13 protein-coding genes are annotated in these 23,293 nt (G+C 46.1%); 12 read left to right on the top strand and 1 reads right to left on the bottom strand.

Annotated elements, in window-relative coordinates:
- The first annotated feature begins 56 nt into the window (after positions 1-56).
- From FHS60_RS08345 to FHS60_RS08315, 7 genes are all read left to right on the top strand, one after another.
- Entirely contained in the window at positions 57-338 is a 282-nt protein-coding gene (locus FHS60_RS08345; protein ID WP_183697581.1) for a hypothetical protein, read from the top strand.
- Positions 339-444: 106 nt separating this feature from the next.
- Positions 445-1,980, top strand: coding sequence for a 2,3-bisphosphoglycerate-independent phosphoglycerate mutase (gene gpmI, locus FHS60_RS08340; protein ID WP_183697579.1), 1,536 nt, complete (start codon positions 445-447; stop codon positions 1,978-1,980).
- Between the two features lie 171 nt (positions 1,981-2,151).
- Complete coding sequence (locus FHS60_RS08335; RefSeq protein WP_183697575.1) at positions 2,152-5,196, top strand: beta-N-acetylhexosaminidase; 3,045 nt, start codon at positions 2,152-2,154, stop codon at positions 5,194-5,196.
- 1,225 nt (positions 5,197-6,421) lie between these two features.
- On the top strand, positions 6,422-9,400 hold the full coding sequence (locus FHS60_RS08330; protein WP_183697573.1) for a SusC/RagA family TonB-linked outer membrane protein: 2,979 nt from the start codon (positions 6,422-6,424) through the stop codon (positions 9,398-9,400).
- A gap of 20 nt (positions 9,401-9,420) precedes the next feature.
- Positions 9,421-10,905, top strand: a complete 1,485-nt coding sequence (locus FHS60_RS08325) for a RagB/SusD family nutrient uptake outer membrane protein (protein ID WP_183697570.1) — start codon at positions 9,421-9,423, stop codon at positions 10,903-10,905.
- Positions 10,906-10,935: 30 nt separating this feature from the next.
- Complete coding sequence (locus tag FHS60_RS08320) at positions 10,936-12,195, top strand: hypothetical protein (protein ID WP_183697567.1); 1,260 nt, start codon at positions 10,936-10,938, stop codon at positions 12,193-12,195.
- A gap of 832 nt (positions 12,196-13,027) precedes the next feature.
- A complete protein-coding gene (locus FHS60_RS08315; RefSeq protein ID WP_183697564.1) occupies positions 13,028-15,844 on the top strand; it encodes a M6 family metalloprotease domain-containing protein in 2,817 nt (938 codons plus the stop codon).
- A 101-nt stretch (positions 15,845-15,945) separates the two neighbouring features.
- Here FHS60_RS08315 and kbl read toward each other — a convergent pair whose 3' ends face one another.
- Positions 15,946-17,133, bottom strand: a complete 1,188-nt coding sequence (gene kbl / locus FHS60_RS08310) for a glycine C-acetyltransferase (protein ID WP_009347762.1) — start codon at positions 17,131-17,133, stop codon at positions 15,946-15,948.
- Between the two features lie 209 nt (positions 17,134-17,342).
- Here kbl and FHS60_RS08305 point away from each other — a divergent pair, with 209 nt between their 5' ends.
- The 5 genes from FHS60_RS08305 (at position 17,343) to FHS60_RS08285 (ending at position 23,289) form a co-directional block, all read left to right on the top strand.
- A complete protein-coding gene (locus FHS60_RS08305) occupies positions 17,343-18,299 on the top strand; it encodes an NAD-dependent epimerase/dehydratase family protein (RefSeq protein ID WP_183697561.1) in 957 nt (318 codons plus the stop codon).
- A gap of 432 nt (positions 18,300-18,731) precedes the next feature.
- On the top strand, positions 18,732-19,184 hold the full coding sequence (locus FHS60_RS08300; protein WP_183697558.1) for a division/cell wall cluster transcriptional repressor MraZ: 453 nt from the start codon (positions 18,732-18,734) through the stop codon (positions 19,182-19,184).
- A complete protein-coding gene (rsmH, locus tag FHS60_RS08295) occupies positions 19,181-20,107 on the top strand; it encodes a 16S rRNA (cytosine(1402)-N(4))-methyltransferase RsmH (RefSeq protein ID WP_183697555.1) in 927 nt (308 codons plus the stop codon). Before FHS60_RS08300 ends, rsmH begins: the two co-directional genes overlap by 4 nt.
- A gap of 81 nt (positions 20,108-20,188) precedes the next feature.
- Positions 20,189-20,677 (top strand): FtsL-like putative cell division protein, encoded by a 489-nt coding sequence (locus FHS60_RS08290; RefSeq protein ID WP_009347767.1) that lies wholly within the window; start codon positions 20,189-20,191, stop codon positions 20,675-20,677.
- Complete coding sequence (locus FHS60_RS08285) at positions 20,674-23,289, top strand: penicillin-binding transpeptidase domain-containing protein (RefSeq protein WP_183697552.1); 2,616 nt, start codon at positions 20,674-20,676, stop codon at positions 23,287-23,289. The genes FHS60_RS08290 and FHS60_RS08285 overlap by 4 nt, the downstream gene beginning before the upstream one ends.
- Positions 23,290-23,293 lie beyond the last annotated feature (4 nt).

The following is a 23,293-nucleotide window of genomic DNA, read 5'->3' as shown; positions in this document are numbered from 1 at the left end:
GGCTGTCACGATTTAGTTGTTCCTTTGCAGCAGAAAACAATAACACAGTATTCGTTATGAGCAAAAAGGAAATGGCTTTGAACGCCTCACAAACAAATTTAGAAAAGTCACTCGTTGTTAGAAGTTTGGAGTTTTTAGTAGCTCTCTATAGTTGGGCACTCGGAGAAGATATCAGTGTGAAGCAAATGCTCCACCTTCTCAATGTTCAGTTGGCGGTTTTTGCCCTGTTGGTTCCCGTGTGTGCCCACCCGCTCTATTATGTTGTAGCGCTCGCTTGGCTTGCTACTGCTTGGCACGGTTGTAAACACGCCTTGTCAAATCTGCTTAACGAGGATTAAAAACGTTGTGAGCTGCAACTTTCCAGATTATTTAATTGGTAGTCCATTCAGAATGAAGTACTTTTGCCGTTCAGAAAACAACAACTTAAAAATATAAGATATCATTATGGCAAAAAAAGCTCTTTTGATGATTCTCGACGGCTGGGGCATTGGTCACCACGACAAAGGCGATGTTATTTTCCAAACCCCGACGCCGTTTCTCGACAGTTTGAATGCCCACTATCCTCACAGCGAATTGCTCGCCAGTGGCGAGAATGTAGGTTTGCCCGATGGTCAGATGGGCAACAGTGAGGTGGGGCACCTCAATATCGGTGCTGGACGTATTGTGTTCCAAGATCTCGTGAAGATCAACCGCGCCATTGCCGACAACTCCATCATGCAGAATGCTGAAATCGTTCGTGCCTACTCTTACGCGAAGGAGAAAGGTTGCGGTCTCCACATCATGGGTCTGACATCCACCGGCGGTGTTCACTCTTCTCTCGATCATCTCTTCAAACTTGTTGAGATTTCAAAAGAATATGGCGTTGCTGATAAGACTTACGTTCACTGCTTCATGGATGGTCGTGATACCGACCCAAAGAGCGGTGTGACATATATTGATGCGCTCACGAAGGAGTGTGAGAAAAATGGTGCACACGTGGCTAGCATCATCGGCCGTTTCTATGCGATGGATCGCGACAAGCGTTGGGATCGTGTAAAGGTGGCTTACGATCAGCTCGTCAATGGAGAGGGGCGTAAGGAAACCGATATGGTGAAAGCCGTTGAGGATTGCTACGCTCGCGACACTGAAGATTTCAAAGACACCGATGAGTTCATGGAGCCGCTCGTTAATGCCAATGTCGACGGCCGTATAAAAGAAGGTGATGTTGTTATTTTCTTCAACTATCGCAACGACCGTGCAAAGGAACTCACGCAGGTTCTCACACAAGAGGATATTCCTGAGGCAGGAATGAAGACGATTCCTGGTTTGCAGTTCTATTGTATGACTCCCTACGATGCAAGTTTCAAGAACGTGCATATTATCTTCCCCAAAGAGAACGTGACCAATACGCTCGGCGAATACCTCAGTGCAAAAGGACTCAAGCAGCTCCATACGGCAGAGACTGAGAAGTATGCTCATGTGACGTTCTTCTTCAACGGTGGACGCGAAACGCCGTTCGATGGTGAAGACCGCATCCTCGTTCCCTCCCCCAAAGTGGCCACTTACGACCTCAAACCAGAGATGAGCGCCTACGAAGTGAAAGATAAACTCGTTGCTGCGATCAAAGAAAACAAGTACGACTTCATCGTGGTAAACTTCGCCAATGGCGACATGGTGGGACATACTGGTGTTTATGAAGCTATTGAGAAAGCCGTTAAGGCTGTTGATGCTTGCGTGAAAGAAGTGGTGGAAGCTGCCAACGCCACCGACTACGAGACTATTATCATTGCCGACCACGGTAATGCGGATCACGCCATCAATGATGACGGCACTCCGAACACGGCACACTCTCTCAATCCCGTACCTTTCATTTATGTCACGAAGAATCAGAATGCCAAAGTCACCAATGGCGTTTTGGCCGATGTGGCTCCGAGCATTCTCCATATCATGGGTCTCGAGCAGCCCGCAGAGATGACAGGTAAGGATCTCATTGAAGGCTAATCATTGAACTTTTGCTCTTTTGAGCATCTCTATAAAGGGAATTTCCTGTAGGATTCTATCCACGGAAGTTCCCTTTTCTTTTTATCTGTAGGCGTTTCGTGTCACTTTGCTTTGTATGGTTTGAGGAAAGATTTAACTTTGTGGGGAAATAATACCTAAACTATATTTTTCATGAAACGTATTCTATTGTTGTTTTTCGCACTGATGCTATTGTGCCCCTTTGGCGCAGGTGCAGAAAATTTTGTCAACCTGACGCCGAAGCCTAAGCAGATGACAGTGGGCACTGGGACACTGTCGGTCCCTACCAATTTCCGCATTTGCGTGGCAGGTTTGCCCGATAGCATCAAAGCCGAAGCTACTAATTTTGTTGAATTCCTCAACGGCAAGTCGGGGCTGAAGGTGAAGACCACTACCAAAACCTCTGGCGCGCAAATTGTGCTGTCGCGCTATGCGGGCACACTCGATCCCGAAGGCTACAAGCTCGACATCACAACCAGCGGGGTGAAACTTCAGAGTAATACTACCGCAGGTTTCTTCTATGGCCTGACCACGTTGAAGAAACTTATGCCCGCTTCGGTTCGTGCAGGTGTAGCCGATGCCAATCTGACCGCTCTGCCGCTCCCCGTTGTCAGCATCACGGATAGTCCTCGCTTTGGCTATCGCGGTTTTATGCTCGATGTTTCTCGTCATTTCTTCGACGTTGATGAGATTAAGAAAATACTCAACGTGATGGCCGACTACAAGCTCAATCGCTTCCACTGGCACATCACCGACGACCAAGGTTGGCGTTTGGAAATCAAGAAATATCCCAAACTCACCACCATTGGTGCTACGCGCGAAAACTCCTATCTCACCGATTTGAAGCATGGCCCTTATTGGACTAATAAGCAGGATGGGCCTTTCTTCTACACGCAGGAACAAGTGCGCGAGGTGGTGGCTTATGCCAAAGCGCGCCATATAGAAATCCTTCCGGAAGTCGATATGCCTGGTCATATTGTTTCGGCATTGGCGGCCTATCCCGAATTTAGCTGCTGGCCTGATGGAGAACACAAGATTCCTCTCCAAGGTGGTGTTTATACGGACATTCTCAATGTGGCCAATCCCAAAGCCGTTCAGTTCGCCAAGGACGTTATGAAAGAAGTGATGGAACTCTTCCCCTTCGAGATGGTTTCTATTGGTGGCGACGAATGCCCCACCAACGCTTGGGAGCAGAACGTCGAGTGTCAGGCTTTGTATCAGCGTGAGGGCCTCAAGAGCTATCGTTGGTTGCAGAGTCGTTTCATCAAGGAGATGGCAGATTTCATCAAGCAGCACGGACATAAAACGGCGGTGTGGAATGAAGCCATCACAGCCAAAGATTCTGAACTCGATAGCATCAAAGCTGCCGATGTCACTGTTATGTGCTGGCATCCCGCTGCGGCTTCTGCCATTCAGGCTGCCAATATGAGACTCAACAATATCGTGACTTTCTACGGGCCTTATTATATCAATCGTAAGCAGAGCAAAGCGCCAGATGAACCCAGTGCTGCAGGTGATGGTTCCGACAATCTGGCAGCTACCTACAATGCAGAAGCTGCTCCCAATAGCCTTACTACCGCTCAACGCAAATATTACACCGGTATTCAAGGTTCTTTCTGGACGGAACACGTTGGTACGAACGACTATCTCGAATATCTCGCTCTGCCGCGCTTGCTGGCGATTGCCGAAGCCGGTTGGACAGAGCCGAGCGCAAAGAACTACAATAATTTTGTGCGTCGCATCCAGGCTGATACAACTTATTTGAATTTAGCAGGATTCACCTACTGCCGCCGCGATCTCACTACGAGTTCTGCCACTGATATGGTGCTGCCGCGCGTGTCGAACGATACAGTGCGCCACTACTACCAGTTGCAGACACGCGCCACGGATGCTTCTCGCAAGGGGCGCAGCATCGAACTCCTTCGCGCTGGTTCTTCGCTCATCTCAACCTATGCAGCAAAAGGTGCGCAGGCAAATCGTCTTTGGACAGCCCCAACAGCAGCAAAAGGCGATGCCAACTACGACTACCAGCTTTGGGCTTTCGAGCAAAGCCCTACAGCTCCTGGCAAATACGCCTTGGTTTGTAAGGCTTTTCCCAAAGGCAGTTTGAAACAGACCCCAACGCAGCAGAGCAACGCGGGGCGTTGGGACTACGACACCAATGCAAAACACTATTGCTTCGAACTGGGCAAAGCAGGCTACGGCAAAGATGGCAATAGCTATTACTACACCATTAGTTCTGACAAAGTGGGCGGATGGTATCTCAATGCCAGTATGCTGGGACAAGGTTTTGCTGTTAATCTTTGGACGGATGCCGCTTCGGGCAATGGTGGTCTGTGGAAATTTGTGGCAGTGGATGCTGTTCAGGGTATGGAAGCTCTGACGGATGCCCTCTCCGATGCTTCCAGTCTGCTCAACAAAGTGCAGACTTATGCAGCAAAGAAAGAAACCGGAAAGTTCAGTGCAGCCGCTAAGGCTGCGCTGGCTGCCGGCATTGCTGAAGTGGAGAGCGAACTGGCGCGTGGAAACACCGATGTGACGGCTCTCAGCAAGCGTCTCTCCGATGCTGTCAATGCTTTGTGGGCTTCTTTCGGTTATCTGGAAGAGGGACAGCAATACAGAATACACAATAATGTTGAGGCTTTTAGCGGATTGGCCTTGGCCGACCTCAACACGGATGCTTACCTGCGCTACTCCTTTCTTCCGACTGATACCGTAGGCACCAAATGGCAGATCGTTTCGTCTACGATCAATGCCGACCATAGTCAAACGGTTCGCTTGCAGAATGTCACCACTGGGCGTTGGTTGCTCTCAGCTTCTGCCACAAATCTCGGTAAGATAGGCTATGCTGTGCGTATGGCTTCAGGGCGTGCTGGTGTTACGTTCGCTTTCAACCCCGCTACGCAGGATTATCAAATCAGCATGAGCGGCCACAATTTTTATCCCGTCCCGCAAGCCTCCACTGCCTTGCCAGGTATCATTGGTGCAGGTTCGGTTTTGGAGAATAAGCCGCAACCCATCCGCCCACAAGGCGCAGCGTGGGTTATCGAGCAAGTCGACAACAATACTACAGTCATCCTTACTCCCTCTGTGGCAACTCCTGAGCGCAAGACTGTTTACGACCTCGCAGGGCGTCGCGTTCAGCATCCTCAAAAAGGCCTTTATATAGAAGGAAATAAGAAAACACTACATCTTTAAGTTAAAGCAGACAACATTATGACTCCTTAATTGCCTTCAGCCATTCACGGTTGAAGGTTTTTTATTTCTTTCTATCATTAAACCATTGCTGGATATTCAGGAGAGAATTGCGTTTTTCCTTCTTGTATTCTCAATAATCATTATAGTTGTCCGCTAATATCCTTATTGCGTTTTCAGATACAATAGGCCTGTTAGCCGACATCCTTATTCTGTCAGCTCACACCCTTATTGTATTTGCAGCTGCAATGCGAAACGCTGAATATATGCGAAACTCTCGCCGCTCCCTATATCTTATTTTTTGTTGTCACGTCGTCACGTTGTCACACTTTGAGTACAACTCGCTGAAAACGTATCTGTTACGTGCGTGACGACAGGTGACAACGGTGTGACAACAAATTTTTTTTGTTGTCACGCATATAACTCATTATTTATCAGCGCGTTTTCTCCGCTGTGACAACGTGACAACAAAAAAAGAGTTTTTGTAGGGAGGAGAGAAAGGAATAAATACTTCCTTGACGGTTTCAGTGCGGCGCTTCCTGCGTCGGTATATGTGTTGCCTCCTATCCACGGGTTCTCTTTACCCTCCGACACCGGCGGTGTCGCACAGCAGCCACTTTTACTGCATGAATTGTGTTATAGAATAGTCTTTTTTGCTTCTGTTTTTGTATTTTTTTATTGTTAGAAAATTCTCCTTATTGTTCTTGCTAAAGATAGAGTTAAGTCTAAGTTTTTTTGACGAAAGTAGAATAAATGCAAAACTGAAAACTATGCATTTGTAAAGCTTTTAAGCTGAAAGATCTGTTAAAAGGTAGTATAAAACTATCAAAAGGGTACTTTGTGGGAGAGATAGAAAGTAGAGAATAAAAATTTTCTAACTTTGGAAATGCCAAGTGAACCTTTCAATGTAGGTTGTTTGAAAAGTCGGAAATAAAGGAAAAAAGGGGGCAGTGTTAAAAAAATGCTCAAAAAACTAATTTTTATTTGGAAGTTAACGAAAAAGGTGTACATTTGCAAAAAGTCACTTTTACTTCGACTTTGCTTCCACTCTGTTTTAGGCGTGTGTTGCACCGGGGTGATAGATGAATATTCTAAGTGAGTGTATTTTTGGAAAATGAAACGTAGTAGGGAGAAAGTAAACACCTGGCTTCCTTGCTTCAATTCTTTATCTTAAGATACTAATACATTAACAAAATCGTATATTATTGTTTAATTTAATGGTTATATTATGAACAAGAAGTTAGTGCTTTTGTCTGCGTGCTTGCTTACGGCAGGTTCCATGACTGCGCAGAAGCGCGTGACTGGTCATGTTGCGGACGCACACGGAGAACCCGTAGCCGGAGCAACTGTTCGAGTTCAAGGAACTAAGATTTGGACGCAAACCGACGCCAATGGTAATTTTACGCTGTCCAGTGTTCCTTCTTCTGCAAAACAGCTTGAGGTTTCTTACGTTGGTATGGAAAAGCAAAGCGTGAGCGTTGCTGGCAATATGAAAATTGTTCTCAAGGACAAGCAAATGCTTGAGGAAGCTGTTGTCGTAGGTTATGGTACTGCTAAGAAGTTAGGTACGGTTGTTGGTTCTGTAACGAAAGTAGGCTCCGATAAGATCGAAAATAAACCTGTGACCACTGCTCTTGATGCTTTGCAAGGTAAGGTTGCTGGTGTTCAGATTCTCAGCAGCACGGGTGATGCTGGTTCTGTTACTGGTATGAGTACTACCGTGCGTGGTAACGGTTCTCTGAATGGAGGCAATGAGCCTTTGTTCGTGATTGATGGTTCTCCTGTTGCTGCAGATGTTTTCTATATGATGAACCAAAACGATATCGCTAGCTACACGGTGCTTCGTGATGCTTCTGCAACATCTATCTATGGTTCTCGTGCAGCCAATGGTGTTATCTATGTAACTACTAAGAAAGGTCACGCCAACGAACGCGCCGTTGTTAAGGTGGGTCAGAGCATTGGTTGGAGCCAGTTGGCACGTCGTCAGGGTAACCCGATGAACTCTGCTGAGTTGCTCGAGTATCAGCTCAAAAACGCTATTATTTCTGGTGCTGATTATGCAAAATATAAGAAACAAGGCTATAACACCGATTGGTTGAAGTATTACTATAGAGATTCTGCACCTATTTATAATACAACGTTCAGTGTGCAGGGTGGTGGTGAAAAGACTGTTTATTATACTTCTGCTTCTTTCATGAAGAAAGAGGGTCTGACACCGACCTCTAAGTTTAAGCGCTACACCGTACGTACGAACATCGAGTCACAAGCTCTCGATTGGTTCCGTTATGGTATGAATGTGGGTTTGAACTACGACGAGCGTAATGTTGACTCTAATGCCGCTCAGGGCTCTCTCTATATCTGGGAAAATCCAGTGCTGGGTTCTATTCTTCTGCCGCCTTATTGGAATCCGTATGATGAAAATGGCAAAAAGAAGGAATATTTTACGGAATTAGGTGCTAATAGTTCAGAAGCGTATAATAAGTATCGTCCTCGTCTTATCAATGAAGCTCGTATCACGGGTACTGCCTTCGTTCAGCTCACCCCGTTGCGCGGTCTGACACTGCGCTCACAGCTCGGTGTGGATGCTGCTGATACGCGACAGACTACTAAGTTGCTCCCCAATGCTCCTTGGTTGAAAACAAAGGATGGTGGTCAGGCTAATGAATTTTTCGACCGTTTCGCCAACTTTACTATCACGAATACTGCGGAATATAAGTTTAATGTCAAAGAAGATCATCATCTGACATTCCTCCTTGGTCAAGAAGGTATCAAGGGTACAAGCAGTGCTTTCAATAGCTATACTCGTGGTCATAGCGATCCTCGCTTGATGGAAGTGGGTTCTGGTACGAAAGCCGAACTTCCCAATCTCTATGGTCATACAAAGTATGAATATCTTTCTTTCTTCGGTCGTGTAGACTATAACTTGAACGATAAATACTTTGCTAATGTTACGGTTCGTAACGACCGCAGTTCTCGCTTCGGTAAGAACAACCGTTCTGCAACCTTTGCTTCAGGTGGTTTGATGTGGGACATGAAGGCGGAAGACTTCTTGAAGGGCGTTGCTTGGCTCAACGATCTGAAGTTCAAAGCCAGCGTAGGTTCTACGGGTAACTCTTCTGGTATCGGTAACTATTCAAGTCTTGGAAAGACCGGAACTACGCGCTACAATGGACATTCTGGTTGGGTGTTGAGTTCTCCTGCTAACGAACAACTCGGTTGGGAAACACAAATCCAAGCCAACGTTGGTTTCTCTACTCGTCTCTTCGATCGCGTGAATCTCGAATTGGACTACTACCATCGCACCACTAAGGACATGTTGATGAGTGTACCTCTTCCTTACACCACAGGTTTCTCTTCACAGACGATGAACGTGGGTACTATGGTGAACCAAGGTATCGAAATGCAGTTCAATGTAGACGCTGTTAAGAACTGGAACGGTCTGAATATGAACGTTTACGGTAACTTCTCTTACAATGCCAATAAGGTGACAAAACTCTTCTACGGCTTGCAAGAATGGGGACAAGAAGATACTGGTATTCGCTACTTCGTAGGTAAGTCTGTTAACTACTATATGCCTATTCGTGCTGGTGTTGACAAGAAAGATGGTAACATCATGTGGTATAAGAAAGGCTACTCTGGCGACGGCAATGCTCACGAGTTTGATTCAAACACTATGACGAAGGATTTTGATCAGTCAAATCTCAGTCAAGATACAGGTAAGAAGTATTGGGCACCTGTTACGGGTGGTTTTGGTCTTACTGCAACATGGAAGGGCTTCACGCTGAATGCAGACTTTGCATACGTTCTTGGTAAGTATATGCAAGATAATATCGAGTTCTTCGCTATGGGTGGTGGCAATATGCCCTCTTCTGGTATGAACCTTGACCGTGCATTGCTCAAACAGTGGACACAGCCTGGCGATATCACCAATGTGCCGAAGTTTGGTTATACCAATCAGTTTGATACCTCTCTCCTCCACAATGCTTCTTTCTGCCGTCTGAAGAATCTCTCTCTCTCTTACGATTTACCGAAGTATTGGATGGAAGCAACGAACTTTATCCGCAATGTCCGCCTAACGGCTGCTGCACGCAACCTGCTCACCATCACGAAGTGGAAGGGTGCAGATCCTGAAACCGATGCAAACGTTGCTCAAGGTGCATATCCCAATACGCGTGAGTTCTCTCTCGGCGTAGAGGTTACATTCTAACATTAAAAGCATTGACAATTATGAAAAAGAGCATATTTAAAGCCGCAATGTTGGCTGTTCTGGTTGCGCCAGTATTCACAGCTTGCGAGTTTGATCAATATCCTACCACGTCAATCCCTAACGAACAGTCTTGGGTAAAGTTTAGCGATGCTACCAACTTCAATATCGGTATTCATTCCTATATCCGTGGTATCTGTGGTGTGGGATGGTACACTTCTGATCTTCAAGCTGATTACTATCAGCCAGGTAAGGGCTACCTCAACAATGGTGGTACAACTTACGACTGGTCGTTCACTTCAAGAGATATGGGCGGTATGTGGAACACGATGTTTGTTGCTATCAACCAAGCCAATAACTTCTTGAACAACTGCGATAAAATACCTGTTGCTACGTCCGATTCTCTGACTATGGCACAGTACAAGGCAGAGGCTTACTTCTTGCGTGCATTTGCTTATTCACAGTTGGCCATTCGCTATTGCGCCGACTATGATCCCGCCACGGCCGACACTCAGTTGGGCCTGCCGCTCATCACGACTGTTGATGTCAACGCTCGTCCGGCTCGCGCAAGTCTCAAAGCCACTTTTGAGTTCATTAAGTCCGACTTGGCTTCAGCCCGTCAGTACATTCAGAATACCAATCCTGCTTCTCGTGAGTTGGTATCTACTCAAATGCTGAATGCGCTCGAAGCACGCGTTGATCTCTACCGAGAAGATTATGCAAATGCTGTTGCGATGGCTAAGTCGCTCATCGACGATTCCCATTTCGGTTTGGAAACAACACCAGAAGGGCTCTTCTCTGAGTTTGAGAGCGATGAAGGTAAAGAGTTTATCTTTGTTCCAGCAGCTACTCCTGAAGATGGTGCTTCCAACTATGGCATCTACCACAGTTGGAGTTCTTCGGACAATGCGTACTCTCCTTTTTTCCTTTTGAGTCAGAGCACTATTGATGCTTACGAAGCTTCCGATATCCGTCGTAAAGCTTTCTTCGAGAAAGGTACTGTAAAGCAAATCAATACCGTTGTTAATGACATCTACCTGCTCAATAAGTTCCCAGGAAATGATGCATTGACTAAGACCGGCGCTGATAAAGAACACACTTATCTTAACATTGATAAGCCCTTCCGTATTGCAGAGCAGTTTTTGATTGCTGCAGAAGCGTCTTACCGTTTGGGTAACACGAGCGATGCTCAAAACTATCTCAACACGCTTCGTGAAGCTCGTGGTCTTGTTGCCACAGCTTATACAGGTGATGCTCTCTTCAAGTTGATCAAGGACGAATGGTTCCGTGAGTTTATTGGTGAAGGTCAGCGTCTGGATGGCCTGAAGCGTTGGGGCGAAGGTTTCACTCGTAAGGGACAAGCTATGCAGAATGGCGACCTTATCATGCAGGCAAACAAAGAACGTAATATCGAGTTGACAGTAGAAAACTCTGATCAGCGCTTTGTTTGGGAAATTCCGTACAACGACTTGCTGGCTAATCCTAATCTCCAGAAGAACTGGAAGTAATCAGCGAAAATCAATAAAAACGATACAACAATGAAACAGTATATCAAAACATTAGCTTTAATGCTATTGGTCGGATTGGGACTCACTTCCTGTCTGAACGATGACCGCTTCGATGAAGGTGTTCAGAAGTATCAGAAGAGTCTTCCCTACGGTGTGTGGAAATCTGTCTCCAACTCACCAGGTAACTACGATTATACAGGTATCTTGACAAAGGATGTAGCAGGTAAGGATCTCTTCTATGTGATCCGTACAGCTCGCCCAACAGCTCCTGATAGTGGCGAAGTAAAGATACTTATGGTTTCTCACGATGTGCAGTATTCCGACTCTACGGGTATGCTTCAGGCTTCTGCTCCTTCTTGCTACTTCGGCGATGGAGAAAACGGAACAAAGAAGCTGACTGCAGCGGCTAACCTTGCAATTCTTCACAGCTCTAATAACCTGATCTTCCAAATGGTTACGAGTGATGGTACTACACAATTCCATCTGCAAGCAGCGCGTGTAGAAGCTAAGCCAACAAGTATCGCTGGTATGTGGGAGGGCTATTCTTCCGACTCTACCAAGTACTTCACGGCAGAGCTCAAGCCTGCTGATGCACAAGGTAATGGTACTGGCGTTGCTGTTTTCAACGACAACGATGTGGAAGAAGTGGCTTATACATTTGCTAACAATGCTGCTACAGTGACGGGTAAAATCACGCAGAAGAAGGCTGAATTTGCCTATAACGACAACTATCAGTTAGTAGCTACTTTAGACGGCGCAACTTTTGTTGTAGACCCCATGGCAAGCACTTCTGAACCTGAAAACTTTACGCCAGCTTATACAGGTAAGTTTACTTCAAAACTTTTCGGAGAATCATCAGATGTAGTCATCTATAAGGGCGATAAGGGTACAGGAAACTATCTCTTCACGCCGTTTATTATGAATTCTACTACAGGCTTCGTCTTTAATTGGGCAAACGACAACACACTATCTTTCGATGCTAAGAAAGGTAACGCTACGGGCTATACGCACAAACAAAACGGTCGTACTTTAGGTCCTGTTTATGCACTTGATGCTTATGCTTTGGGTGAGTCAAAAACTCAAAGTTCATTCGCAAATAATGTGTTCACTTTCTATTGCTTCTATTCTATTCCTGGTGTTGGCGACTTTGGAGTCTTCAAAGAAACACTTCAGATTACAGGTTCGGCAGCTCCCGCTCAAGTAGCGAAGTTTAACCTCAAGCTCCGCAGTAGTAAGCCTTTCGGCTTCAACGGAACACTACAACGCAACGTTCAGTTGTTTGCGAAGTAAAACGATTAGAAAGTAAATATCTATAATCCCTCTTCAAAGGGCAGCTACCGCGCGGTAGCCGCCCTTTTTATATCTCCATATATTTAGCTGTACACTTTTTCGGACATTACCATGCTTATTGCGTTGCGGAATACAATAAGCTTGTCAGTTGGTTTCCTTATTGTATCAGCTGACGCGCTTATTGTAGTTGCAGCTGCAATGCACAAAGCGAAATGTGTGTATGCTCTCACCTCTCCCTGCATCTTATTTTTTGTTGTCACGTTGTCACGTTGTCACACTTTGGGTGTAACTCTTTGAAAACATGCTTGTTATATGCGTGACGACATGTGACAACAGTGTGACAACAAATATTTTTGTTGTCACACACTTAACTCTTTGTTTATTAATTGGTTATCATCGCTGTGACAACGTGACAACAAAAATCGAGTTTTTTCTTAGGAGGAGAGATGGAGAATACTTTCTCCACGCTTTCAGTGCGACACAGCTGGCGTCGGAAATTTGTGCTGTTGTCTGTCCGCGAGTTCACCCTCACTATCATTTGGGCATCACCCGCGGTTAAGCATGGTGCGTCTCCGCCGGAGGCGTTAGTTGCTCTGCTCTGTTCTGCTGCGTTTGCGGTGGCTGAATTGTGTGATAGGGTGGCCGTCAGCTCACGCATATCAGTGATTGGATTTGTGGACTTTTAGAAGAAAGTTGGAATTGTATTTTTTGAGGTGTTAAATCACAATAAATTTTTCGTGTGATAGGGGAAAAATGAATAAAAAGTCAGGAAGATATTATATCTTTGTATTTTAGTCCTCTATAATAGATAAGTATAAATTTAAAATTTGATATGAAAAGAGTATTGACATTGTTCGTCCTTTTGTTGACGCTCACTGTTGGTGCTTGGGCTGTTCAGCCTTTGTACCAGCTGGAGTATATCACACAAAGTGACGGTTCGATTGTTGCCGTTTATCGTCACGGCTCTCGCATGACCGACTTCTTTACCACCCCCGATGGTGCAGTCTTGGTGCGTAATGCGAATAAAGATTTGTGTTATGCCGTTGTGGGCGAAAGCGGTCTGTTGCCTTCCAACGTCTTGGCTCATAATGAGTCGGTACGTTCGATTGCCGAAAAGGCTTTCTTACTTCAGAATCGTCTGACGGAAGAAGATGCTATGCGCATCATCCGTCGCCAAAATCCAGAAGAGCACCGTGCTCCCAATCATGTTATCTATAGTTCTACCTCAGATGGTTTAGGCGAATACGGTAAGAGTGGTATGGGATCGGTCAATAGTATTGGCGATGTGACGATTCCGGTTATTATGGTGGAATTTTCCGACTTGAAATTCAAGTCTACCACGACGATTGAAAAGATGAATCGCTTTTTCAACGAACAAGGTTATAGCGATGAGGAGGGTTGTAAAGGTTCTGCCCGCGACTATTTCATCAGCCAGTCCAACGGTATGTTCCGCCCCACGTTTAAGATTGTAGCAAAGGTGACGCTCAATTCTGGTTATGCCACCTATGGTAGTAATACCAACAAGGGCGGCACAACACAATGTGTGCGCGATGCAGTTGCTGCTGCTGTGAGAGAAGGGGTTAACTTTAGAAACTATACAGTGGATGGTGCAGTGCCCCTCGTGAGTATTCTCTATGCAGGCGGAGGCGAAGCCACTGGCGGTGGTGAAGATACGCTTTGGCCACAGGAGATGGACATCAACACTTCTATGAGTGGTGTACATTTTAATTCCTACTTTGTGGGAAATGAGCTGTATGGTAGTAATAACAGTGATGTATTGATGGGTATGGGTGTGTTCTGCCATGAATTTGGCCATGCACTCGGTTTGCCCGACTTCTATGTGACCAACTATGGACATAGGGATGTGACGATGGGTAAGTGGTCCATTATGTGTCAGGGATGCTATCTTCCCTCTGGTTCTGCCCGCGCACCAATAGGCTTTACGGCTTATGAACGTAGCTACCTGGGCTGGGAGAAAATTCCCGAACTCACTGAAGCTGATAATATCACCCTCTACAAAGTGGGGTCTACAGAAGGTTCTAATGCTGCACTCATTCGCAATGATGCTGATAATAAGGAGTATTTCATTCTTGAACAGCGCGAACCCGGTACATGGTATCCTGCTTCTTTTGGTAGTGGAATGTTTGTTCAGCACGTAGCCTATGATAAGCAATCTTGGTACTACAATCAGCTTAATAATGAAGCTGATAGACTGCGTTGTACCTATCTCTCCGCCGTTATTACTAAAATGGGTGGTACGGCTGCTGAACTCTTCCCCGGACGTTCGGGTACGAAGACCGAAATTAGCAAAAATACCAATCCTTCCTTCAGACTCCTGAATGGCGATGATTTGGGTAAACCTATCTATAAGATAGCCATACAAAATGATGGTTCGGTTAATTTCAACTATCTCGATGCCGACTATGTGGGGCATGTTGTGGGCGATGAAGTGACAGATGGAAGTTTGAAATATCGTTTTGTGACCAAATCACAAGTAGAAGTTGTGGCAAAGGATAATGGTTCTTATGCTGGAGCTGTTAGTATTCCAACTGCTTATGTTGAAGGTGCACATCAGTACACGGTAGTGGGAATTGCCTCTGGAGCTTTTGCTAACTGCGCCGATCTCGTTTCTGTTTCGATTCCTTCTACAGTGAAAAAAATCGCCACAGATGCTTTCCGCAATAGCTTGAAATTGCAAACGATAACAGTGGATGCCGCCAACACTAAGTTCTACGGTATGAATGGTGTGCTCTATACGAATAGCGAAATTATCTATTCGCCAGAGACGGCATCGCAGCCTATTGTTGCGAATAACGACTTTGACTTTGCTAGCAACACATGGGGACTCGACACTACCGATAGTCCGCTGAAAGCTGCTAATGGCGAGTTGACACAAGACCTCATTTCAGGTCCAGTGACGATGAAACATACCAATGGCGGTACGGTAACCTATATGTATAAGAAAGGTACGAATCCAGCCGAGTTGCGTATGTCGAAAGATGCAACGCTCTCCTTTGAAGTGCCCGACAATACGCGTATCACAAAAATTGCTGTGACTGCTACTTTGTGGAATGCTACTTCGGATGTTGCTACGCTTACAGATAAGACATGGGAAGGACAAACACGAAAGGTGACGCTGACTGCTACGGGTAGTTGCCGTATCAGCGATATTGTTGTGACTACTTCACAGAAGCACGACTACAACGAGCCTGTTCTCATTTACTATCCAGCAGCTCTCACGGGGAGCTTCACAGTGCCTGCAGGTGTGACACGTATTGGCGATTATGCTTTCGAGAATGCTGCTGTTTCTCAAATTGTTTTGTCCGACTCTTTGCAGACGCTCGGTACTTCATCTCTCGGTACTGCTTCGCTGAGAGCTCTGACATCAAAGACAGCGAAACCTGCTGCCACTACGGGTAATCCTTTCACCTCTGTGGATCAAGCAACTTGTACGCTTACTGTTCCTGCTGGAGCAGAAGCTGCTTATAAGGCTGCAAACTATTGGCAAGGATTCTATGGTATTCATAGTGGTATTCAGGGAGTGGAAGTGGACTTGAAGAATGCCGTTATCTACGACCTGCAAGGCCGTCGTCGCACTACGTTGCAAAAGGGCGTGAACATTGTAAATGGTAAGAAAGTTGCCTTCTAACGCCATATGTAATTTGGTGATGTAAAAATAAGGGCTGCTCCTTGTGGGGCAGCCCTTGTTATTTGGATTTTGAGAATGCGTTTGCACCTCAGTCGGTCAGTTTATTTCAGCACATTGAGTTCTTTACCAATTTTGATGAAAGCATTGATACATTTGTCGAGCTGTTCGCGAGTGTGACCCGCTGAAATCTGAACGCGGATACGTGCTTCGCCCTTCGGCACTACGGGATAGAAGAAGCCCGTTACGAAGATACCTTCTTCCTGCAATGCAGCAGCAAATTTCTGGCTTAGTGGAGCATCGTAGAGCATCACTGCACAAATGGCACTTTGTGTGGGCTTGATGTCGAAACCTGCAGCGAGCATTTTGTCGCGGAAGTAGTTGACGTTCTCCACGAGGTGGTCGTGAATCTCATTGCTCTCCTTGAGCATCTTGAAAGTCTCAATACCTGCACCTACCACTGAAGGAGGAATAGAGTTGGAGAAAAGATACGGACGACTGCTCTGGCGGAGCATATCAATGATTTCTTTACGACCCGTAGTGAAACCACCCACAGCGCCACCGAAGCTCTTGCCCAGTGTGCCTGTGTAGATGTCTACACGTCCGTAAGTGTCGTAGAACTCGCTCACGCCGTGACCCGTTTTGCCCACAACGCCAGCCGAGTGGCTTTCGTCCACCATAACGAGTGCGTCATACTTTTCAGCCAAGTCGCAGATCTTATCCATCGGAGCTACATTACCGTCCATGGAGAATACGCCATCGGTGCAGATGATGCGGAAGCGTTGAGCTTGAGCTTCTTTCAAGCAGTTTTCCAATTCTTCCATATTGCCGTTGGCGTAGCGATAGCGCACAGCCTTGCAGAGGCGCACACCGTCAATGATGGAAGCGTGGTTGAGAGCGTCGGAGATAATAGCGTCCTCTTGCGTGAGGAAACTACCAAAGAGTCCGCCGTTAGCATCGAAGCAAGCAGCGTAGAGGATAGTGTCTTCTGTTTTGAAGAAGTCGCTAATAGCAGCTTCGAGTTCTTTGTGAACATCCTGCGTACCACAGATGAAGCGCACGCTAGACATACCGTAGCCGCGGCGATCCATCATATCCTTTGCAGCCTGAATGAGACGCGGATGATTGCTCAAACCCAGATAGTTGTTAGCGCAGAAGTTGAGCACTTCTTTTCCGCCCACCTGAATAGCAGCTGCCTGCGGGCTTTCAATGAGACGTTCAGTCTTGTAGAGGCCAGCGTCCTTAAGATTCTGCAAAGACTTTTGCAGATGTTCTTGAAGTTTACCGTACATAGTAATTTGGAATTTATATGTTAGATGATTTGTTCCAACAGTGTTTCTATTTTCGACACAAAGTAAATAAGTTTTTCCGAATTTATCAAGTGCTTAGTTGCTAATTTCAGAAAAAAAGATTTCCTTTGCATGGCAAAATGTAAGTAGTAATACTTCTTTCTGTTAGAAAACATATAACTCAAACAAACCAAATATAAGTATTCGTAATCATGAAGAATATTCTCGTGATTGGAGCAACGGGCCAAATTGGCTCAGAACTCACAATGAAGTTGCGTAGCATCTATGGCAACGACCACGTTGTGGCTGGCTATATCGTAGGTGCAGAACCTAAGGGCGAACTGGCTGAAAGCGGCCCCGCCGAAGTTTGCGACGTTACGGACGGAGAAGCCATTGAGCGCATCGTGACGAAGTATAACATCGACGCGATCTATAACCTTGCAGCTCTGCTCTCTGTTGTGGCTGAACACAAGCCCCTCTTGGCGTGGCATATCGGTATCGATGGTCTCATAAAGGTGCTCGAAGTGGCGCGTCAGCACAACTGCTTCGTCTTCACTCCTAGTTCTATTGGTAGCTTCGGCCCTGAAACTCCTGCAGATCAAACTCCGCAGGATACTATTCAACGTCCGCGCACCATCTACGGCGTGAGTAAAGTTACTACTGAATTGCTCAGCGACTACTACCATCGCAAGTATGGCATCGAAACCCGCAGCGTTCGCTTCCCGGGCTTGATTTCCAACGTGACTCCTCCAGGAGGTGGCACTACCGACTATGCCGTTGATATCTACTACAGTGCTGTGCGCGGCGAGAAGTTTGTTTGTCCCATCGCACAAGGCACTTATATGGACATGATGTACATGCCCGATGCCCTCAACGCCTGCGTTCAGTTGATGGAAGCTGATGGCAGTCGCCTTGTCCACTACAACGGCTTCAATATTGCCTCAATGAGTTTCGCACCCGAAGAGATTTTTGCAGCAATCAAGAAGTATCGTCCGGCGTTTGAGATAGAGTACAATGTAGATCCGCTCAAGCAGAGTATTGCCAATAGCTGGCCCAACAGCCTCGACGATTCAGCTGCGCGCACAGAGTGGGATTGGAACCCCTCTTTCGATCTCGATTCGATGACGCAGGATATGCTGGAGAAACTCTCTGCTCGTCTTCTCAAATAAAAGACTCCTTTGGGAATCTCCCCATAATAAGCCTCCTTACCTTCAAAAGTAAGGAGGCTTTTCTGTGCTTTCTCTTTTCATAGCGCCTCCTAAAAAGCTTCAGAAGCATCATCTCTTGTTGTGTCCTCTTGTACATTTGTTGTTGTCCGTATCCTTATTGCGTTTGAGAATACAATAAGAGGCTATCAGCTGACAGCCTTATTCTGTCAGCTCGCACCCTTATTGTAGTGGCATGCACGATGAGGAACCTGAACAATGAGCATACACTTCTTCTTTACCTTTTTTAGTGATTTTGTAGCCTCTATATTGAAAAGTAGGGCTTTAATGGTGAGAGGCTAAGATTTTAATTATTAGCTTGATAAAAGATTTTTTAAGATAAAGTGGGGAAATGTGGGGAAAAGTCCTTACTTTTGCGGAAAGATTCATTCAGTCATGCAATTCTCTGGGAAAATTCAGGCAAAGATGGACGCAAAAGGGCGTCTGTTCTTTCCCGCCGAATTCCGCCGTCAGGCCGAAGCCGAGGGGGGAGAGCAGCGTTATGTGCTCAAGCAGGATGTTTACCAGCCCTGCTTAGTCATCTATCCCTATAGCTCCTGGGAACAAGAAGTGGCTGAGTTGCGCAATCGTTTGAATCGTTGGAATCCGAAAGAGGCAATGCTGTTTCGGCAATTTCTGAGCGATGTCGAGGTGTTTAGTCTCGATGCTAATGGGCGCTTCATTGTGCCACGTCGTTTTCAGGCTTTGCTGGGCGAAGAGCGTAAAGCTGTCTTTTTAGGTCTTGACGATCGCATCGAACTTTGGGATGCTGCTCGCACTGTCGAGCCGTTTCTCAGTGCGGACAATTTCACAGAGTCTTTACAGCAATTAATGTCTACACCGCTATGATAGTTACGGCTCCTGGATATCATGTCCCTGTTCTCTTAAAAGAGAGTGTTGACGGACTTCAAATCAGCCCCGAAGGCATCTATGTAGATGTTACTTTTGGTGGCGGTGGACACAGTCGCGAGATTCTCAGCCGGCTGGGTCCTAAAGGTCATTTGTATGGTTTCGACCAAGATGCGGATGCCGAGCAAAATATCCCTGCGGATGAGCAAAAGTTTACTTTCGTTCGTAGTAATTTCCGCTATCTTCGTAATTGGATGCGCTATTATGGCGTGGAGGGCATTGATGGTTTGTTGGCCGATTTGGGCGTTTCTTCTCATCATTTCGATGATGAATCCCGCGGTTTTTCGTTTCGCTTCGATGCTCCGCTCGATATGCGTATGAATGGGCGCGACGGAATGACAGCTGCCGATATTTGTAATCGCTATTCGGAAGAAGAACTTGCTCGCCTGTTCTGGCTGTATGGCGAACTGAAAAATGGTCGCCGCTTGGCCAATGCCATAGCAAAGAGTAGGGCGGACCATCCCATAGTCACTGTGAATGATCTTATCACACTGGTGCGTCCACTCATTGGAATCAATCGTGAGAAAAAAGATTTGGCAAAAGTGTTTCAAGCACTGCGCATCGAGGTGAACCACGAGATGGAAGCTCTCCACGAAATGCTGGATGCAGCTATCAGTTGCCTTAACCCCGGCGGTCGTCTTGTGGTGTTGACGTACCACTCGTTGGAAGATCGTATGGTGAAGAACTATATGCGCTCGGGCAATGCCGAAGGAAAGGTGGAAGAGGATTTCTTTGGTAATCGCCTTTCTCCTCTTCGTCCCGTCAATAATAAAGTTATCATCCCCGATACTGACGAGCAAGAGCGCAATCCCCGCAGCCGTAGTGCTAAATTGAGAATAGCTGAAAAAGTGGAACTGGAGTAAAAAAGCGAAAAAACTGATTTCTTGTTAGCTCTACTCAACTTTTCTACACCGTACTATTCTCTCATAAAAAACGAAAAATCTATGTCTAACGATAAAGACATGCAGCAGAAAAAAGAACAAAGCCTCGATGCTGAAACGCTTCGCGAAGAAAGAAAACAACGCGAAGAGAAAGAAGATCGTGCTGCTGATGTTGAAGCGCGCAAAGTTTTGCGTACCCTCACTTCTGAGAAAGACGATGAGCACACCAATGTGTCGTTGCGCACAGTGTTGGGCGGTGATATTTTAGCCAGTGGCTGGTTTCGCCGTCAGTTTTGGTTTATCGTGCTGATTGTGGTGATGTGTATCTTCTATATTAGCAATCGTTATGCCTGTCAAAAAGAGATGATTGAATCTACCAAACTGGAAGACACCTTGCTTGATCGCCGCTACAAGGCACTGACCATCTCCAGTCAGCTCAAAGAATTGACACGTCCAAGTGTTGTCGAAGAGCATCTCTCTGACACTACTCTAAAAGTATCTACTGATCCCATCTATTCCTTGCCCGTAACAGGAGAGGACACAGCACAATGAATTTTCCAAAAGATAAAGTGATTCCGCGTTATTCCGCGATAGCCATTATTCTGACGTTGGTAGGTCTGCTTATTATAGGTAAGGCCACTTATATCATGACCGTCAAGAAGCCCTATTGGATGGCTGTAGCAGAACGTTTTAGGAAGGAAAATAAAGTGCTGCGTCCTACGCGTGGTGATATTCTCTCTGACAATGGGGAGCTCCTTGCGGCTTCTATTCCAGAATATAAGATGTTTTTCGACTTTATGTCGTCCGAAAAGGATTCGGCACGCCGCATCAAAGACCAGTTTCGTCGAGATACATTACTGCAGAATCACATTGATGAAATTTGTCAAGGCTTACACGAAATTTTTCCCGATGTAGAGCCTGCTAAGATGAAAAAACATCTGGCGGAAGGGCGAGAAAAACAGCGCATGAATTGGCCTGTGCTGAAACGTCGTGTTTCTTATATCGAATATCGTCGTGTGAAGCAATTACCCGTATTCTGTAAGCCAGATTATTACGGCGGTTTTCATGTAGAAAAAATTGAGACACGTAAGAATCCTTATGGAAATCTGGCCATTCGCACAGTGGGCGACCTTTATAAAGGGAAAGATTCGGCGCGCAGTGGTTTGGAACTTTATTTTGATAAGACTTTGCGCGGAGTTCCAGGGCGTTATCATCGACAGAAAGTGCTCGATCGCTATTTGAGTATTGTGGATCAGCCAGCTCAAAACGGCTATGATGTGCAAACCACACTCAATGTGCACATGCAGGATATTTGTGAAACAGCTCTTCGCGACCAGCTCAAGCATATCAAAGCACAAAATAACGGCAAAGTGCATTTTGGCGTTTGCATCTTGATGGAAGTAGCCACGGGCGATGTGAAAGCCATTAGTAGTTTGACGCAACTTGGCGACGGCTCATTTATGGAGATACAGAACAAAGCCGTTAGTAACCTCATGGAGCCAGGTTCTGTATTTAAGCCGATGTCCTTTCTCGTGGCGTTCAATGATGGCTACCTCCATATCAATGACCCCGTTTATGTGGGAGGAGGCGTTGTTGAGATGTATGGTCGTAAGATGAAAGACCACAACTGGCGCTCTGGCGGATACGGCAGTATGGTGGCGCGTCAGTGTATCCAATACTCCTCCAATGTTGGTGTGAGTTATTTTATTGATAAGTTCTATCGCAACCAGCCAGAGAAGTTTGTAGACGGTATTATGAATACGGGCGTGGGCGATGACCTGCACCTGCCTATTCCTGGCTATGCCAAACCGCGCATCGTAGGGCCGAGGCAGAAAGGAGAGTATTGGGCAAAGACTGACCTCCCTTGGATGAGTATCGGCTATGTAACGCAAATTCCCCCCATCTCCACCCTGGCTTTCTATAATGGTATTGCCAACAATGGTAAGATGATGAGGCCGCGTTTTGTGAAAGCGATTCTTAATAATGGCGAACCCGTACAAACTTTTGAGCCCATTGTGCAGCGAGAGCACATGGCCAAAGACGAGGCGGTGCGTGATGTGCAAACCTGTTTGCGCGAAGTTGTGACGCTCGGTGTGGGTAAGAAAGCTGCATCAAAGCTTGTGTCTATAGCTGGAAAAACGGGTACGGCACAGGTCTGGACATCCAACGGAAGAACAACGGCTTATCTCGTTTCTTTTGCCGGTTTCTTCCCCTTTGAGAATCCTAAGTATTCCATGATTGTTTGTGTGAATAAGGATGGCGTTGCAGGTGGAGCTATCGATTGTTGCCCTGTCTTTAAACGAGTGGCTGAAAGTGTGATGGCGCTCGACCGTAAGTCCGACTATAGAACCGCGCGCGATACAAACAATGTAGCTTCCCCCGTTGTATGTTCTGGCGATATTGTTGCCGCCCAGCACGTGTTGGATGAGCTGAAAGTGAAGGCGCGTAATAGTTTTGCCAGAGAAAATGAAAGTATAGTATGGGGTACTTCTAATACGCTGCATGATGGTGTTGCGCTCGACCGCACAGTAACAGCTTCCAACGCTATCCCTGACCTGCGCGGCTATGGTTTGCGCGATGCCCTCTTCCGCTTGGAGCAAATGGGCTTGAAAGTGCGTGTTGTTGGAGTGGGGCGTGTAACTGGTCAAAGTCTGCTTCCTGGTTATAATTTCAAGAAGGGCGAAACCATTTCTCTAGTACTGGGTGATGAAAAGGATAATGTGGCGCAGATTGATAGTCTGCGTAAGCTCGATGAGCTGCACGCTCAGCAAGAACAGAGTGAACAAGACAGTGTGCAACGCTCTAGTCAAACAGAACAAACGCCTGCTACAACGTCTTCCTCTGTGAAGAAACCGATTTCTCCTACAGAGAAGCCTACGCCATCTGCCCCCAAGAAGGAACAAAGCAATAAGAAAGAAAAAAAAGAGGCTATTGTTAAGCCCAAAGAGAAGAATCAGCCCGACAGCTCTTCCAAGGATAAGAACAAGAAAAATAAGCCTAAGGAGCAAGCGTTGAAGCCGAAAGACAATACGGCAAAGACAAAGGAGCAGACTGCAAATCCAAAAGGCAAAACAAATCAATCGAAGGAAACGACAACTAAGTCGAAAACTTCTACAACCTCCTCTTCGAAAGATAAGAAGACAACCGACAAAAAGAAAAAATAAGAAG

The organism is Alloprevotella rava (genome assembly GCF_014195585.1).
GTDB classification, from domain to species: Bacteria; Bacteroidota; Bacteroidia; order Bacteroidales; family Bacteroidaceae; genus Alloprevotella; species Alloprevotella rava.
This window is presented reverse-complemented; position numbering and strand designations above follow the sequence as displayed.